This window comes from Myroides sp. C1519, from assembly GCF_038039755.1.
Lineage (GTDB): Bacteria > Bacteroidota > Bacteroidia > Flavobacteriales > Flavobacteriaceae > Flavobacterium > Flavobacterium phaeum_A.
The window spans coordinates 94,080-109,907 of the sequence record NZ_JBBPHM010000002.1 but is presented as its reverse complement, the minus strand read 5'-3'; the positions used below and the strand labels follow the sequence as shown (position 1 = coordinate 109,907).

The 15,828-nt window shown below is 33.7% G+C and carries 14 protein-coding genes; 8 read left to right on the top strand and 6 right to left on the bottom strand.

Going from position 1 to position 15,828, the window contains the following annotated elements:
* Nucleotide 1: 1 nt before the first annotated feature.
* Complete coding sequence (topA, locus tag AABL81_RS01895) at nt 2-2,551, bottom strand: type I DNA topoisomerase (RefSeq protein WP_341340243.1); 2,550 nt, start codon at nt 2,549-2,551, stop codon at nt 2-4.
* Between the two features lie 864 nt (nt 2,552-3,415).
* Here topA and miaB point away from each other — a divergent pair.
* The 7 genes from miaB to groL all read left to right on the top strand — a co-directional run bounded on the left by miaB (nt 3,416) and on the right by groL (nt 10,141).
* Nucleotides 3,416-4,864 carry a tRNA (N6-isopentenyl adenosine(37)-C2)-methylthiotransferase MiaB gene (gene miaB, locus AABL81_RS01890; protein ID WP_158209483.1) on the top strand — a complete coding sequence of 483 codons (1,449 nt, stop codon included), beginning with the start codon at nt 3,416-3,418 and terminating at the stop codon, nt 4,862-4,864.
* Nucleotides 4,865-4,889: 25 nt separating this feature from the next.
* Nucleotides 4,890-6,173, top strand: coding sequence for a sigma-54 interaction domain-containing protein (locus tag AABL81_RS01885; RefSeq protein ID WP_158209484.1), 1,284 nt, complete (start codon nt 4,890-4,892; stop codon nt 6,171-6,173).
* Nucleotides 6,174-6,175: 2 nt separating this feature from the next.
* Nucleotides 6,176-6,679, top strand: coding sequence for an LptE family protein (locus AABL81_RS01880; RefSeq protein WP_090405056.1), 504 nt, complete (start codon nt 6,176-6,178; stop codon nt 6,677-6,679).
* A gap of 19 nt (nt 6,680-6,698) precedes the next feature.
* Entirely contained in the window at nt 6,699-7,679 is a 981-nt protein-coding gene (locus tag AABL81_RS01875; RefSeq protein ID WP_341340242.1) for a tetratricopeptide repeat protein, read from the top strand.
* A 5-nt stretch (nt 7,680-7,684) separates the two neighbouring features.
* Nucleotides 7,685-8,044 carry a preprotein translocase subunit SecG gene (gene secG, locus AABL81_RS01870; protein WP_341340241.1) on the top strand — a complete coding sequence of 120 codons (360 nt, stop codon included), beginning with the start codon at nt 7,685-7,687 and terminating at the stop codon, nt 8,042-8,044.
* Nucleotides 8,045-8,198: 154 nt separating this feature from the next.
* Nucleotides 8,199-8,474, top strand: coding sequence for a co-chaperone GroES (locus tag AABL81_RS01865; protein ID WP_090405051.1), 276 nt, complete (start codon nt 8,199-8,201; stop codon nt 8,472-8,474).
* A gap of 38 nt (nt 8,475-8,512) precedes the next feature.
* Nucleotides 8,513-10,141: a chaperonin GroEL gene (groL, locus tag AABL81_RS01860; RefSeq protein WP_341340240.1), complete on the top strand. Its 1,629-nt coding sequence runs from the start codon at nt 8,513-8,515 to the stop codon at nt 10,139-10,141.
* A gap of 149 nt (nt 10,142-10,290) precedes the next feature.
* On the opposite strand, the gene rpe is transcribed toward groL, so the two are convergent.
* The 3 genes from rpe to AABL81_RS01845 all read right to left on the bottom strand — a co-directional run bounded on the left by rpe (nt 10,291) and on the right by AABL81_RS01845 (nt 11,911).
* A complete protein-coding gene (rpe, locus tag AABL81_RS01855; RefSeq protein ID WP_341340239.1) occupies nt 10,291-10,950 on the bottom strand; it encodes a ribulose-phosphate 3-epimerase in 660 nt (219 codons plus the stop codon).
* A gap of 76 nt (nt 10,951-11,026) precedes the next feature.
* The gene (gene lipB / locus AABL81_RS01850; protein ID WP_158209489.1) at nt 11,027-11,734 is read right to left on the bottom strand and encodes a lipoyl(octanoyl) transferase LipB; all 708 of its coding nucleotides are present in this window, start codon (nt 11,732-11,734) and stop codon (nt 11,027-11,029) included.
* 12 nt (nt 11,735-11,746) lie between these two features.
* On the bottom strand, nt 11,747-11,911 hold the full coding sequence (locus AABL81_RS01845; RefSeq protein ID WP_158209490.1) for a YqaE/Pmp3 family membrane protein: 165 nt from the start codon (nt 11,909-11,911) through the stop codon (nt 11,747-11,749).
* A gap of 190 nt (nt 11,912-12,101) precedes the next feature.
* Between AABL81_RS01845 and lysS the strand changes: the two genes are divergently transcribed.
* Nucleotides 12,102-13,802 (top strand): lysine--tRNA ligase, encoded by a 1,701-nt coding sequence (lysS, locus tag AABL81_RS01840; protein ID WP_158209491.1) that lies wholly within the window; start codon nt 12,102-12,104, stop codon nt 13,800-13,802.
* Between the two features lie 52 nt (nt 13,803-13,854).
* Here lysS and AABL81_RS01835 read toward each other — a convergent pair whose 3' ends face one another.
* Together AABL81_RS01835 and AABL81_RS01830 are read right to left on the bottom strand one after the other, a co-directional pair.
* Nucleotides 13,855-14,898 carry a cytochrome-c peroxidase gene (locus AABL81_RS01835; RefSeq protein WP_341340238.1) on the bottom strand — a complete coding sequence of 348 codons (1,044 nt, stop codon included), beginning with the start codon at nt 14,896-14,898 and terminating at the stop codon, nt 13,855-13,857.
* 59 nt (nt 14,899-14,957) lie between these two features.
* Nucleotides 14,958-15,770 (bottom strand): MbnP family protein, encoded by an 813-nt coding sequence (locus AABL81_RS01830; protein ID WP_341340237.1) that lies wholly within the window; start codon nt 15,768-15,770, stop codon nt 14,958-14,960.
* Nucleotides 15,771-15,828 lie beyond the last annotated feature (58 nt).

Below are 15,828 nucleotides of genomic sequence, written 5' to 3'. Positions count from 1 at the left end.
TCTACTTCGTTTTGGTAGTTTTTGTTGTTGTTGCCTTTTTTGTCGTTGTTGCTTTTTTCGTAGCTGTTGTTTTTTTAGCCGTCGTTTTTTTAGCAGCAGTTTTCTTCGCTGGTGTTTTAGCCTCAATCATTGCTTTTACTTCATCTAACGTCAAAGCTGCAGCATCAACTTCCTTGCCTAATTCTATTTTTACTTTTCCTTTTAGAATCACCGAACGTCCCCAACGTGCTTTTTCAACGCGAATTCCTTCTTCTGCCCAATCATGTAAAACTTTTTCCTTCTCTTTTTTGATTTTATCCTCGATTAATTCGTTGATATCGTCATTTGAAAGATTGTCAAAATTATACTTCTTATTAACATTAATAAAAATACCATTCCACTTTAAGTAAGGACCAAAACGACCTACACCCTTTTGAACTGGCAATCCTTGGTAGCTTGCAATTGGAGCATCTGCTTGCTCTTTTTCTTTGATTAATTCAACTGCTCTTTCGTAAGTAACATCCAAAGGTTCTTCTCCTTTTGGCAATGAAATAAACACTTTACCAAATCGAACATACGGACCAAAACGCCCATTGTTCACCTCTACTTCCTCTTCTTTATACTGTCCTAAAACTTTAGGCAATAAGAAAAGAGTTAATGCCTCTTCTAAAGTAATTGTACCAATATTTTGGTCTGGTGCTAAACTTGCAAACTGTTTTTCTTCATCTTCAGGATCTCCAATTTGTGCAACCGGACCGAACTTAGCTAAACGAACTAATACCGTTTTTCCACTCACAGGGTGTATTCCTAAAATACGCTCTCCTGATTCACGTTCTGCATTTTCTTCTACATCTTTTACAGTTGGGTGGAAATGGTCATAAAATTCTTTCATCATTTTAGCCCAATCTTCATTCCCTGCAGCAATCTCATCAAAGTCTTGCTCTACTTTTGCTGTAAAGTTATAATCTAAAATAGTTTTGAAATTCTTTACTAAAAAATCGTTTACAATGATTCCGATATCAGTAGGTACTAACTTCCCTTTATCAGAACCTGTCTTTTCAACTAACTCTTTTTGCTTAATTTCTCCACCTCTTAATACCATCATTTTATAAGGACGCTCTTTTCCTTCTGTCTCTCCTTTTTCTACATAATTACGTGCCATAATCGTAGAGATTGTCGGTGCATAAGTAGATGGACGACCAATACCAAGCTCTTCTAACTTCTTAACTAAAGAAGCTTCTGTATAACGAGCAGCTGGCTTTGTAAAACGTTGTGTAGCAACCAAAGAATTTTGCTGTAAATACTCACCTACGCGTAATGCTGGTAAAATACCTTCTACTTCTTCATCTTCATCATCGTGTCCTTCTAAATATACTTTTAAGAATCCTTCAAAAAGCAATACCTCTCCTGAAGCAGCAAAATAATCTTTAAACTTATTTGCTTCAATTTTCACGTTTGTACGTTCTAATTTCGCATCACTCATTTGAGAAGCTAAAGTACGCTTCCAAATCAAATCGTATAATCTTGCTTGATCCCTATCTACTGGTGCAGTATGCAAAGCCATATTAGTAGGACGAATTGCTTCGTGGGCTTCTTGTGCTCCTTTACTTTTTGTAGTATAGGTACGAGGTTTTGAATACTCTGCTCCGTATGATTTAGTAATCTCAGCAGCAGCAGCACTCATTGCATCATTAGACAAGTTCACACTATCCGTTCTCATATAAGTGATTAATCCACTTTCATATAAGCGCTGTGCTAACATCATTGTTTGTCCTACTGAATAATGCAATTTTCTTGCAGCCTCTTGTTGTAACGTAGACGTTGTAAAGGGAGCCGCTGGAGATTTTTTAGCTGGTTTAGTCTCTAAATCTCCTACTCTATATTCTGCTCCAATATTTAGAGCTAAAAAGTCGTGTGCTTCTTTTTCTGTTGCAAAGTTCTTAGGTAACTTTGCTTTTAACACCTTTCCTTCTGCTGTTTTAAACTCGGCAGAAATGTGGTAAGATGAATTCACATTGAATTCATTAATATCGCGTTCGCGTTCTACTATCAACCTTACAGCTACAGACTGAACCCTACCTGCTGATAAACCTCCTTTTACTTTTTTCCATAAAACAGGAGATAATTCATACCCAACAAGTCTATCAAGTACACGTCTTGCTTGTTGTGCATTTACTAAATTATAATCAATTTGTCTCGGATTATCAATTGCTTTTAAAATAGCCGTCTTGGTAATCTCATGAAAAACAATACGTTTTGTATTCTCATTCTTCAAATTTAGCTCCTCTGCTAAGTGCCATGCAATAGCTTCTCCCTCACGGTCCTCATCGGATGCTAACCAAACCATCTCTGCTCTCTTTGCAAGATCTTTTAGTTTTTTAACTACCGCCTTCTTATCACTTGAAACCTCATACTTCGGTTTAAAGTTATTATCTACATCTACTCCTATCTCTTTTGACGGTAAATCAGCTATGTGTCCATAACTTGACTCAACTTGGTAATCTTGTCCTAAAAATTTTTCAATGGTTTTTGCCTTTGCAGGTGACTCAACAATCACTAAATTCTTTGCCATACTTCATTATTTTGTAGAGCAAAAATATATGATTTTTTTGAATATATCTGCTCTCTCCTTTATTAATAGTCCTTTTAAGTAATATGCGCGCATACTAATTTCGGTATAACTTGATCATTTTGCTATAAATACCCCAACTTTACACGGAGATATAAACAAATTTAATATTTTTCTAAACAAACAAAGTAAATCTTATAAATTTCAACTATATCCTAAAAAGTTCTAAATTTCAATATTTATCTCTCTTTTTCAATCTTAAATAACACTCACATCCTTAAAACGACAATTATTTATCCCCTTTATATAAAGGTACAATATTCTTGTATATTAACATAGCTCTCTTTTGTTCTAAATATTATCCTTAATTTTACTTTCTGTATAAGATATCCATTAATACTTTACCTTAAAAACACAATCTCTTAAAACGTAGTTTTTAATAAAAATGAACCACTTCTTCTCTTTACAAAAGAAGAGAATTCCTTTACTACAGATAACCACTTAGAATAGGTTTAATCAGACCTCGTTCCAGTCAAATTCGACACTAATTCGACACTCCTTCGGAAAAAGGCCCTGTTTTCCGAAGGAATCTGGTACTTGTCTCGAAGTTATCTCGAACATAATACAATAGAAACTCCTACAACTCACTTTGTAAACGCTTCTTTAACGAAAAAATCACTTACTAAATAAAACTTCAAAACCTCTTAGAACACTTGTACTTAACGAAATCTCGCTTTAAAAGCACCTTATTTATATGTCAGCTATCACTCCTTTAAAATAGTGTCAAATATATAGCTGTCATCTTGTCAGTTATCTAAAAAAAAGTATCTTTGCCCCATATAAGTAAAACACCCTTAGAGCAATCTTATGGAAAAGGTAATTGACGAAAATAAACAAGGTACAAGCCTACAATTAGAGAAAAAAGAGAACAACGGTAAGAAGCTTTTTATTGAAAGCTATGGTTGTCAAATGAACTTTTCAGATAGTGAAATTGTAGCTTCAATCCTTTCTGAAGAAGGATATAATACAACAGATAATTTAGAAGAAGCGGATTTAGTGTTAGTAAACACTTGCTCAATTAGAGATAAGGCAGAACAAACTGTTCGTAAACGTCTTGATCAATACAACCGTATTAAAAAGAAAAACCCAGGAATGAAAGTTGGGGTTCTTGGTTGTATGGCTGAACGTTTAAAAAGTAAATTCTTAGAAGAGGAAAAAATTGTAGATATGGTTGTTGGACCAGATGCTTACAAAGATATTCCAAACTTACTAAGAGATGTAGAAGAAGGTAGAGACGCTATTAACGTTATTCTTTCTAAAGAAGAAACGTATGGTGATATTTCTCCTGTTCGTTTACAAAGTAATGGTGTTACCGCTTTTGTATCAATCACAAGAGGATGTGACAATATGTGTACATTCTGTGTTGTTCCTTTCACAAGAGGTAGAGAAAGAAGCCGTGACCCTCAAAGTATCTTAACAGAAATTAAAGACTTACAAGAAAGAGGCTTCAAGGAGATTACTCTTTTAGGTCAGAATGTTGATAGTTATTTATGGTATGGCGGTGGTCTTAAAAAAGACTTTGACAAAGCTACTGAAATGCAAAAGGCAACAGCAATGGACTTTGCTCAATTATTAGAGCAATGTGCGATTTCTTTCCCTAAAATGCGTTTTAGATTCTCAACGTCTAATCCACAAGATATGCACGAAGAGGTTCTTCACGTAATTGCAAAATACCACAATGTTTGTAAATACATTCACTTACCTGTGCAATCAGGAAGTACTCGTATTTTAGAAGAAATGAACCGTCAACATACAAGAGAAGAATATATTGCCTTGGTAGATAAGATTTACGAAATCATCCCTGGTATTTCTCTTTCTCAAGATATGATTACAGGTTTCCCTACTGAGACAGAAGAGGATCATAAAGATACTTTGTCACTAATGGAACACGTAAGATATGACTTCGGTTTTATGTTTGCTTATTCTGAAAGACCAGGCACACTTGCAGCAAGAAAATTAGAAGATGATGTACCTGAAGAGGTTAAAAAACGTCGCCTTTCAGAAATTATTGCTGTTCAAAATAAAATCAGCTTGGAAAGAACACAACGTTTTGTTGGTCAAACTGTAGAGGTCTTGATTGAAAAAACATCTAAGCGTTCTGAACAAGAATGGTCTGGAAGAAACTCTCAAAATACTACTGCTGTTTTCCCTAAAGAAAACTATAAAGTAGGAGATTTTGTAATGGTAGAAGTTACTGATTGTACTTCTGCTACATTAATTGGAAAAGCTGTAGGATATTCTCCTATGCAAGAATAGTTTATTATAATTATCACGTCAAACGATGGAAAACCTTCAAGTTATAAAACAACGCTTCGAAATTATCGGAAACGATATTAAGCTAAACCGTGCGTTAGAAAAGGCTATTCAAGTAGCTCCTACTGACATTTCGGTTTTAGTGACAGGAGAAAGCGGGGTTGGTAAAGAGAGTATCCCTAAAATCATACATTCATTATCACACAGAAAACACGGTAAATATATTGCCGTAAACTGTGGAGCTATTCCAGAAGGTACAATTGACAGTGAATTATTCGGACATGAAAAAGGTGCTTTTACGGGAGCTATTGGCTCTCGTGAAGGTTACTTTGAAGAAGCTGATGGAGGAACTATTTTTTTAGATGAAGTTGGAGAGTTACCTCTAACAACACAGGTAAGATTATTACGTGTACTTGAAAATGGTGAATTTATTAAAGTTGGTTCTTCTAAAGTTCAAAAATCTGACATCCGTATTATCGCTGCTACGAATGTTAACATGATGGAAGCTATTGACAAGGGAAAATTTAGAGAAGATTTGTATTACCGTTTAAGTACGGTAGAAATAAACCTTCCTCCTCTTCGTGAAAGAGGTGAAGATATTCATCTAATCTTTAGAAAATTTGCTTCTGACTTCTCGCATAAATATAAAATGCCTCCTATCAAACTTGAACCGGAAGCTGCTAATTATTTAATGAGATACCGCTGGGACGGAAATATTCGTCAATTGCGAAATGTAGCTGAACAAATATCTGTATTGGAGACAAATAGAATTATTACGCTACCTGTTCTTCAAACTTATCTACCGAATCACGACAGACAATTACCGTCTTTAGTGAATACTAAAAAAGCAGATTCTGATTTTAGTAGTGAAAGAGAAATTTTGTATAAAGTACTTTTTGATATGAAAGGAGATCTTACGGATCTTAAAAAACTAACTTTGGAGTTATTACAGAACGACAAGGGACAAGTTCAAGAATCAAATAAGAATTTAATTCAACGTATCTACGGCCAAAAAAATAATGAAATTCAAGATATACAAACAGCTCCTACGAGCAGTTTTAATATCTTACCAATGGAGAATCATCAAACACAAAACAATTCTTTTCATGAACATGTTGATGATGATGAAGACGACAACAATTATCTTTTAGCTGAAACGGTAGAGGATATTCCTTTAAATTTAGTTGATCAAGAGTTAGAGTTGATTAAAAAAGCATTGGAAAGAAACAAAGGTAAAAGAAAAGCTGCCGCAGAAGAACTGGGAATCTCTGAAAGAACACTATATAGAAAAATCAAGCAATACAACCTATAATTATGAAAATCAAATACTTATTTTCTATTTTACTATGTTCTATAGTACTTCATAGTTGTAAATATTATAACTTTACTGGTACTGGTAAAATAGATGCTAATACGTTTCAGGTTAATACGTTTCAGAATAATGCAAGTTTAGTAGAACCGGGAATTGACAGAACATTTACAATGGCGTTGCAAGATTTGATTCAGAATCAAACAAGCTTAAGCTTAACTAATAATGATGGTGATCTAATCTATGAAGGTGAAATTGTAGATTACAGAATTAGCCCAATGACTGCAACAGCAGATCAAAGAGCTGCACAAAACCGTTTGTATATTGCAATCAATGTTCGTTTCTTTAACAAGAATAAACCAGAGGATGACTTCGAAAAAAGATTCTCTTTCTACTATGACTATGATGCTAACGTTCAATTAATGGGCGCAAGTTTAAGTACTGCTCTTGATGCTATTTATGAAAGAATAACACAAGACGTATTCAATGAATCTTTAGCTAAGTGGTAATTTAAAAATTTTAGAACTCGTGAATTTAGATAACTTAGATATATTGTTGCACAAGCCTGAAAGCATTGCTGCTAATGACGCAAGTGAACTAAAAGATATACTTCACGACTACCCTTATTTTCAGTCGGTAAGAAGTTTATATCTTAAAAGTCTCTTTTTGCAAAAAAGTAGTGATTACAATCAAGCGCTAAAAAAAACAGCTGCATATACCTTAGACCGGGATATACTTTTTGAGTTTATCATTTCACCTGATTTTGTTAGTTATAAGCCTATTGATCTACTAAGTGAAATAGCTGATATACCACAAGAAGAAACAGAAGATAAAAGTATAGAAGAGGAAGTATTACCAAATACTCCTAAAGAAACTTCTACGGCTATTAAAAGCTTACTTCAATCAATAACACTTCTTGAAAACGAAAAGGAGGAAGAACAAGAAAGTGTACAAGTAGAAGAACAACAGTTGATAGAGGAAAATATTATAGACGAGACAATTTGTATAGAAACACCTGAGCAGTCTGAAGTGATAGAAATACAAGAAAGCATTGATGAAAAGATTAATCATCAAAAATTAGAAGAAAAATTAGAAATAGGCAAACCTCTTACGTTCTCTGAAAATGAGAAATTCTCATTCCAAGAATGGTTACAATTGGCAAAAGCAAAGCCTATTGAACGAGAAAAAGAGGATATTTTAACAGATACTGAGGTTATAATTGATACTGATAAGCAAAAAAAATTAGATTTAATAGATAAATTTATCGAAACAAATCCTAAAATTTTGCCAACAAAAAAAACTACCTCAGCCCCTGTAAACATTGAGAACTCAGTACAAGAGAACAATAGTTTAATGACTGAAACATTAGCAAAGATTTACTTAGAGCAAAAAAAATATCAAAAAGCAATACAAGCTTATGAGATATTAATTTTGAAATATCCAGAAAAAAGTAGTTTCTTTGCAGACCAAATATTAGATATAAAAGCGTTACAACAACATAATAGTTAATCACCATGAACACATTTACAATATTTTTAGTATTAATCGCCATTGTATGTTTTTTACTTATCGTAGTAATTATGGTACAGAATCCAAAAGGAGGAGGTTTAGATTCATCTTTCGGAGGATCTACAGTAGTTGGTGGTGTTAAAAATACAAACGATTTCTTAGATAAAAGTACTTGGACTTTAGGTGCAGTATTAATTATCTTAATTTTATTATCTACTACAAGTTTTAGTGGAGGCGCTACAGGAGATTCTAAATTATTAGATCCAAATGCAGTTGCTGCACCATTATCACCAATCTCTCAAGAGACTGAAACACCGGCTGAACAACCTGTGACACCTACTCAAGAGACTGAAACTCAAGAATAATAATTACATATTATTTATATATTAAAAATGCCAGCTGTCAAGCTGGCATTTTTTTTTGATAAGACTGTCACTTTTTTGCTTTGGCATACTTTATGACTATTCGTTATCTGTATTAATTAAAAATAATTAAATTCAATTTATAAACTATAAGACTATGGCATTAAACATTAAACCACTTGCAGACAGAGTTCTTATTGAACCTCTACCAGCAGAAACTAAAACTGCTTCAGGTATATTCATTCCAGACACAGCAAAAGAAAAACCTCAAAGAGGTATTGTAGTTGCAGCAGGAAACGGAACTAAAGATCACGAGATGACTGTAAAAGTAGGCGATACTGTTCTTTATGGGAAATATGCTGGAACGGAATTAAAGTTTGAAGGTAAAGATTACCTTATTATGCGTGAAGACGACATTCTTGCAATTGTTTAAAAAATTGAATCATTAACAACTAAATCAGAAATTTTAAAATGGCAAAAGATATTAAATTCGACATCGCTGCACGTGAAGGTTTGAAACGTGGAGTTGACGCTTTAGCAAATGCAGTTAAAGTAACATTAGGTCCTAAAGGAAGAAACGTAATTATTGGAAAATCTTTTGGTGCTCCAACAGTTACTAAAGATGGTGTTTCTGTAGCTAAAGAAGTTGAGTTAGAAGATACTTTAGAAAACATGGGGGCGCAAATGGTAAAAGAAGTTGCTTCTAAAACAAATGACTTGGCTGGTGATGGTACTACTACTGCTACTGTTTTAGCTCAAGCTATCGTTAAAGAAGGTCTTAAAAACGTTGCTGCTGGTGCTAATCCAATGGATTTAAAACGTGGTATCGATAAAGCTGTTGAAATTATCGTTGAAGAGTTAAAAAAACAAGCACAAGAAGTTGGTGGGTCTATGGACAAAATCAAACAAGTTGCTTCTATCTCTGCTAATAACGATGATTTTATCGGTGAATTAATTGCTCAAGCTTTTGAAAAAGTAGGAAAAGAAGGTGTTATCACTGTTGAAGAAGCTAAAGGAACTGAAACATTCGTTGACGTTGTTGAAGGTATGCAGTTTGACAGAGGGTACTTATCTCCTTACTTTGTAACTAATTCTGAAAAAATGGAGGTAGAATTAGATTCTCCTTACATCTTATTATATGACAAAAAAGTTTCTTCTTTAAAAGAACTTTTACCTGTATTAGAACCAGTTGCTCAATCTGGTAAACCTTTATTAATTATCGCTGAAGATGTTGATGGTGAAGCATTATCTACTTTAGTAGTTAATAAATTAAGAGGAGCTTTAAAAATTGCTGCTGTTAAAGCTCCTGGTTTTGGAGATAGAAGAAAAGCAATGTTAGAGGATATCGCTATCTTAACTGGTGGTGTGGTTATCTCTGAAGAGCAAGGATATACTTTAGAAAATACAACTTTAGAAATGCTTGGTACTTGTAAACGTGTTAGCATAGATAAAGACAACACAACTATTGTTAGTGGAAGTGGTGAGGCTGATATGATCAAAAACAGAGTAAACCAGATTAAAGCGCAAATGGAAGCTACTACTTCTGACTATGACAGAGAGAAGTTACAAGAGCGTTTAGCTAAATTAGCTGGTGGTGTTGCTGTTCTTTATGTTGGTGCTGCTTCTGAAGTAGAAATGAAAGAGAAAAAAGATAGAGTTGATGATGCATTACACGCAACAAGAGCTGCTGTTGAAGAAGGTATCGTTGCTGGTGGTGGTGTTGCTTTATTAAGAGCTAAAGAAGCTTTAGTTGATATTAAAGCTGAAAACGCTGACGAAGAAACGGGTATTCAAATCGTAGCAAAAGCAATTGAATCTCCTTTGAGAACTATTGTTGAAAACGCTGGATCGGAAGGTTCTGTTGTTGTTGCTAAAGTTTTAGAAGGGAAAGGAAACTTCGGATACAATGCTAAAACAAACGAATACGTTGATATGTTACAAGCTGGGGTTATTGATCCTAAGAAAGTAACAAGAGTTGCATTAGAAAATGCTGCTTCTGTTTCTGGAATGATCTTGATCACTGAGTGTGCATTAGTTGAAATAAAAGACGAAAGTGCTGCTGCTATGCCAATGGGCGGAGGTATGCCTGGAATGATGTAATAAACATCTCGTCTAAAAAAACAAAGGGGTTGTCTTATTGGACAACCCCTTTGTTTTTCAATGCTTTTTTATCTGTATAAGAAACTTTATACAAAAGAAAGGCTGCTCTATCGTGATAGAACAGCCTTTTTATATTTATAAAAGGAATACTATTTAGTAATCTCTTTTAATTCTGCTATTGTTGCTGTAGGATTCTCTGATTTAAATACGAAACTTCCTGCTACTAATGCGTCTGCTCCAGCATCTACTAAAGCTTTTGCATTTTTGCTTGTTACTCCTCCATCAATTTCAATGATTGTAGAAGCTCCTTTTGCCTCAATCATTGCTTTTACCTTGCGTACCTTATCATAAGTGTTTTCAATAAAACTTTGTCCTCCAAAACCAGGATTAACACTCATAATCAACACTAAGTCTAAATCTTGTATTACATCTTCTAATACATTTACATTCGTATGTGGATTTAACGCCACTCCTGCCTTCATTCCTTCAGCTTTTATAGCTTGAATTGTTCTGTGTAAATGTGTACACGCTTCATAGTGCACTGTCAAGATATCAGTTCCTAAATCTTTAAATGTTTTGATATAACGATCAGGATCAACAATCATTAAATGTACGTCTAATGTTTTTTTAGCGTGTTTATTAATAGCATCTAAAACAGGCATCCCATAAGAAATATTAGGAACAAATACTCCATCCATAATATCAATATGAAACCAATCTGCCTCACTATTATTAATCATTTCAACGTCGCGTTGTAAATTTCCAAAATCAGCCGCTAATACAGACGGCGCAATAATTGTGTTTTTCATTATATTGTGTTGTTTGTACAAAGATAAAAAAAAACCTAACAGCACACGCCATTAGGTTTTCTTATGTTGTTTTCAATTACTCAGCGACAACAACTGTTGCTTCAAATAATTCAGAAAAATATTTTATAATCTTATTTCTTATTTCATCTTCATCTACGTAATCAACTCCAAGTTCAACATTCAAAGAAGTAACTCCTTTTCCTTTGATTCCACAAGGAATGATATTGTCAAAATAACCAAGGTCTGAATTTACATTTAATGCAAATCCGTGCATAGTTACCCAACGTGATGCTCTAACTCCCATTGCACATATTTTACGCGGAAATGGCGTTCCTACTCCAAGCCACACACCTGTTTCTCCTTCACTTCTACCTGCTTCAATTCCGTAATCCTTTAAAACTAAAATAATAGTCTCCTCTAATAAACGAAGGTATTTATGAATATCTGTAAAGAAGTTTTCTAAATCAATAATTGGATATCCAACTATCTGACCTGGCCCGTGATAAGTAATATCTCCACCTCTATTAATTTTATAAAAAGTAGCTCCTTTTGCTTTTAATTGCTCATCATTCAAAAGCATATTGTGAACATCTCCACTCTTTCCTAACGTATAAACGTGAGGGTGCTCTACAAAAATAAAATAGTTATCAGTAGGTTCTGTAGCTTCTTCTCTTCTATTCTTAACTTTTGTAGCTAATATAGATTGAAAAATCTCTTCTTGGTAGTCCCAAGTATCTTTATAATCCTTTTCGCCTAAATCAATAAGCTTAACTGTTTTGTTCATTTCACTAAATTCTTAGTTATTATATTTTGGATTGTTCAATATTACTAAAGCTCCAATTACACCAGGAACCCACCCCATCAGGGTTAATAGCAAAACAATCAATATAGACCCACATCCTTTATCATATACAGCTAAAGGTGGTAAAAAAATCGATAATAATACGCGCCAAAAACTCATTTCTAATTGATTAAAAGTTATACAAATTTCGTGATTTTTTATCACATAAAGTCATCTGCCCCAAAATTTGATTGCTTGTTTCTTTAAAACAAGCATTTAAAAGCAAAATAATGCGTTTTAAGACTCTTAGTAATTGTCGCATTTTCAAAGATTGGCTATATTTGCCTTTTAAAATTAATTCACAATTATTATGCAACTTTCAGAACAAGAAATCATAAGAAGAGAAAAGCTGAGTAAATTACAAGAGCTTGGTGTAAATCCCTATCCTGCAAACCTATTCCCTGTGGATCATACGTCTAAGCAGATAAAGAACGATTTTGAAGAAGGTAAGAAGGTAGTTGTGGCTGGAAGACTTATGTCTTCAAGAATTCAAGGAAAGGCTTCTTTTGCTACTATTCAAGATAGTGAAGGAAAAATCCAATTGTACATTAACAGAGATGAACTTTGTCCTGGAGAAGATAAAACTTTATATAACGAGATTTATAAAAAGTTAATCGACTTAGGTGATATTATAGGAATTGAAGGAGAGTTATTCACTACGCAAGTTGGTGAAAAAACAGTACGTGTTAAAAACTTATCTTTATTAAGTAAGTCTTTACGCCCTCTTCCTCTTCCAAAAACAGATGCTGAAGGAAACACTTTCGATGCTTTTACTGATCCAGAATTGCGTTACAGAATGCGTTATGTTGATTTAGTGGTTAATCCATTAAACAAAGATATTTTCGTAAAACGTACTAAATTATTTAGTGCAATGCGTAATTTCTTTAACGATTCTGGTTATATGGAAGTAGAAACTCCTGTATTACAGTCTATCCCTGGTGGAGCTGCTGCTCGTCCATTTATTACACACCACAATGCTTTAGACATTCCATTATACTTGAGAATTGCTAATGAATTGTACTTAAAACGTTTAATCGTTGGTGGTTTTGACGGAGTTTACGAATTCTCTAAAAACTTCCGTAATGAAGGTATGGACAGAACGCACAACCCAGAGTTTACTGCAATGGAAATTTACGTTGCTTATAAAGACTATAACTGGATGATGGACTTCACTGAACGTTTATTAGAACATTGTGCTATTGCTGTTAATGGTACGACAGAAGCTACTTTCGGAGAACACGCTATCAACTTTAAAGCTCCTTACAAACGTATCACAATGGCAGACTCTATTAAAGAGTTTACAGGTTTTGATATTACAGGTAAATCAGAAGACGAAATTCGTCAAGCTGCTTTAGGTATGGGTATTCCTGTTGATGAAACTATGGGGAAAGGAAAACTTATTGATGAAATCTTTGGTGAGAAATGTGAGGGTAACTACATCCAACCTACTTTCATTACTGATTATCCAAAAGAGATGTCTCCTTTAACTAAAGCTCATAGAGATAATCCTGAGCTTACAGAGCGTTTCGAATTAATGGTTTGTGGTAAAGAGATTGCTAATGCTTACTCTGAGTTAAATGATCCTATCGATCAAAGAGAGCGTTTTGAAGCACAAATGGACTTAGCTGATCGTGGAGATGATGAAGCTATGTTTATTGACCAAGACTTCTTACGTGCATTAGAATATGGTATGCCTCCTACATCTGGTTTAGGTATTGGTATGGACAGATTAATTATGTTCTTAACTAATAACGCATCTATCCAAGAAGTTCTTTTCTTCCCTCAAATGAGACCAGAGAAAACTGCTCCTACTGTAGAGTTAACAGATGAAGAAAAAATCATTGTTCAAATTCTTGAGAATAATGAAAACAAAGTAGAAATTGCTTCTCTTAAAGAGCAAGCTGCTTTAAGTGGTAAGAAATGGGATAAGGCAATGAAAGGTCTTGCTGCTCATAACTTAACAAAAGTAGTTACTGAAGATGACAAAAAATTCGTAGTGTACCAACACTAATCAAATACAAACAAAGGGGCTTTAAAGCCCCTTTGTTATTTTTATATCTCTTTTATAAATTCAAATTATTGATAAACTCATAGTCCGTCAATGTTTGTAAAAATGCTATAATAGCTCTTTGTTCTTCTTTAGATAACAGTATCCCCACTTTTCCATTGTTCTTTTTTAATAACGGATCTAAAGTTTCACTATCTTCTACTCCATTCACATAAAAATTAAGCACCTCATCAAGTGTTTCAAATCTTCCATCGTGCATATAAGGAGCTGTAAGTGCAACATTGCGCAGCGAGCTTACTTTAAACTTGCCTATATCTTCTGGTTCTCCTGATACATCAACTCTTCCTTGATCTTGTAATACAGGATCCCATGGTAATCCATTGTTTCTAAAACTGCTATCTGAGAATAAATCGGAACTATGACAGGAAGCACAATTCTCTTTAAATAACGACAATCCCTTTTCTTCTAATACTGTTAAGTTACCACCAGCTTCATTTCTAACGAACTTATCGTACTTAGAATTACTTGACACTAATAAAGTCATATACTGTGCTAATGCTTTCATCATACTCGTAGAGGTCATTTTAGTATCATTGTATGCCTTAGCAAACATTGCAATGTATTCAGAATCTAAACGCAATTTCTGTAAGATGGTAGGCAATGTTTCACGCATTTCAACTTCATTGTGAATCGGTACAATTGGAACCATCTCTAAATTATTTGATGCACCATCATAAAAGTATTCTTCAAAAAAAGCCATATTCTGAATAGCTGGAGCATTCCTCTTTCCTATCAGTCCATCTATTCCAATACTTAATGCTTTGCCAGCATCTGAAAACGCAAGTTCTCTTATATGACAAGAGGCACATGATATTGTATTATCTTCTGACAAGCGTTCATCATAAAATAACTTTTTACCTAATTCAAATCTTGAATGTCGCAATTCATTGTTTTTAAAAGTATATTTTAACGCGGGAAAATTACTTGGCTTTTCCCAATGTAAAATATCATTGTCTACTTCTATAAGTTCTTCATAATTATCTGATGAACAACTAATCAATAAAAAAACTCCTATTAAACTTAAAATAATATTTTTCATAGAAATAAGTGAAGGGAAGACTGACTAATCTTCCCTTCTTGATAAAATCAAATAATAAACTATTCAGTAATTTTTACTTCTTTCACACTGAACATATTCACTGCATTCTCCATAATTTTTGGAGCACGCTCTTTGTCCACCATAATATATTGTTTCTCTACTAAAGAAATTTTGTTTTTGTCATCTAACAACTTAGACACCTCTACATCTAACTCAACCGTTGCAGCATATTTATCACTTACTTTAACAACGTCTTTTGTTGTCAATACAACTTCTCTATAATTATCTAACTTACTTCCGTGACTACCAATGTGTAATTGGAAATCATCTGCTTCAGATCCAGCGCTTGTGAAGAAACCTTGGCAGTTAATAAATTTATACCCTGTAAGCCATCCCCAAATAAGGTTGTGTTCTCTACATAAATCCCAGAACTCTTGTTGATCTTCTAAACCTCTAAGATATTTTTCTTGGTCAACTCCCATACCAAATTTAATACCAGTATAACGCCCTGCAGGAACATCTTTAAGAACTACTTTAAAATCGTTAGATTCTGAATCTACAAAAAAGTAACTCTCATTTTTAGGATATGTAAACACTTCACCTTTATCATCTGTCAGCTGAAAATTACTAATGATGTATTTTAAAAATGTAATGTTTAACTCTTCATTATTTCCATTTGATTTATAAAAAGTATCGTATTTCAAAGCTTCTCCAAACATTTTGTGATCAAAATTGAAAGTAACAGTATTCTTTCCTTCTAATACTTCAAGTTTTCTGTCTAATACTTCCTCTGTTGCATCATCACTTGTACAAGAAGTTAAAGTAATTGAAGCGCATAAAAATAATGTGATATATGATAAAAATTTGTTCATTTTAATTGTATTTATAAGTTTAAAAAAGTCAATAGGCATCCTGTTCGATATACTCGAA